1 protein-coding gene is annotated in these 1,510 nt (G+C 67.5%); it reads right to left on the reverse strand.

From position 1 onward, the window contains the following. Positions 1 to 1,225, reverse strand: a 1,225-nt coding sequence (locus ACFZDJ_RS55020; protein ID WP_391070831.1) for a ScbA/BarX family gamma-butyrolactone biosynthesis protein, incomplete at its 3' end; no start/stop codon positions are given. Positions 1,226 to 1,510: the final 285 nt, after the last annotated feature.

The following is a 1,510-nucleotide window of genomic DNA, read 5'->3' on the forward strand; positions in this document are numbered from 1 at the left end:
AGGTGGTGGTGGGGGTGTGGGTGGTGAGTTGTGCGGTGAAGACGGTGGTGTTGTTTTGGTGTGCGGTGATGTGGGTGGTGGGGGTGGGGGTTTGGTCGTTGTCGTTGTCGCTTGTGTTGGTGGTGTGGGCGGTGATGTAGGTGGGGGTGTGGTGTTCGGTGTAGTGGTGGAAGGTGGCGTGGAGGGTGGTGGGGTGGGTGGTGGGGTGGGTGGGGTGGGTTGTGGGGGTGGGGTGGGTGTGGGCGGTGGTGGCTTGGTGGGCGGCTTCGAGGAGGACCATGCCGGGGATGTGGTCGGTGGTGTGGTCGAAGAGGATGGGGTGGTGGGGGTTGGGGGTGAGTTGCCAGGTGTGGGGGTGGGTGGTGGGGGTGAGGACGATGTCGTGGGGGAGGGTGCGTCCGTAGTGGGTGGGTGTGGGTGTGGGTGTGGGTTGGGGGTTGGGGGGTTGGTGGGTGCCGGCGCTGGCACTGGTACTGGCACTGGCACTGGCACTGGCACTGGCACTGGCACTGGCACTGGCACCGGTGGTGGTGTGGGGGTGGCGGAGGCGTTGGTAGGTGGTGGGGGTGAGGCAGGTGAAGCGGCCGGTGCCGGTGGCGGTGGGGTGGCCGTTGCGGGTGATGGTGATGTGCATGGTGAAGTCGGTGGGGCGTTTGGTGTGGGGGTGGTGGGGGGTGTAGGTGGCGGTGAGGGTGAGGTCGGTGGGGGTGGGGCCGATGGTGAGGTGTTGGGGGTGGGTGGTGAGGTGGAGGTTGCGCATGAGGAAGTGGTGGCCGAGGGGGATGCCGAGTTCGGCGTGGGCGAGGTAGAGGCCGGTTTGGCGGATGGTTTCTGCGGCTTGGAGGGGGTGGTGGTGGGTGCCGTCGGGGGTGGTGAAGAAGGTGTGGGCGCGGGGCCATTGGGCGGTGAGGGTGTAGTGGGTGTCGCCGGTTTGTTCGCAGCCGGTGAGGAAGACTTCGGCGAGGGTGGAGCGGTGGACGTATTCGCGGGGGACGGTGGTGGTGAGGCGGGGCATGCGGGCGGGGTCGACGGGGGTTGTGCCCGCAGCGGTGCCCGCACCTGTACCTGTGCCGGTGTCCGCTCCGGTACTTGTCTGTGTGCCGGGGTCTGATTCTGCTGCTGGGCGGGGGTTTGTTGCCGTTCCCGTTCCGTTGCCGGTTTGTGTGCCGGGGCTGGTGGTGGCGGGGGCGGGCTGGTTGTCCTGGTGGACGGTGAGCAGGGTCATGTGGGTCTCCGTGGTGCTGTGGGAGGTGCCGGGATGGACCGTGCAGGGTCATAAGATACGAACCTACCGGTTTTCTTTTCAAGGGCGGGCGGGGATTTTCGCGGGGGCGGGTCGGGGAGTGGGGGTGGGGGTGTGCGGGTTGCATATTCACCGGTCCGCGGTGGGGGTGTGGTGGGGATCTTCGCTGGACAAGCGGGGGTTTTGATTCCGTTCTGCGGGTGTCTTCCGGGGGTTGGGGGTGGTGTGCGAGGCTCGGGGTCGGGTGGTCGCGGGGGTGTGTTGGTG

This window comes from Streptomyces sp. NPDC007896, from assembly GCF_042959425.1.
Taxonomy (GTDB): Bacteria; Actinomycetota; Actinomycetes; order Streptomycetales; family Streptomycetaceae; genus Streptomyces.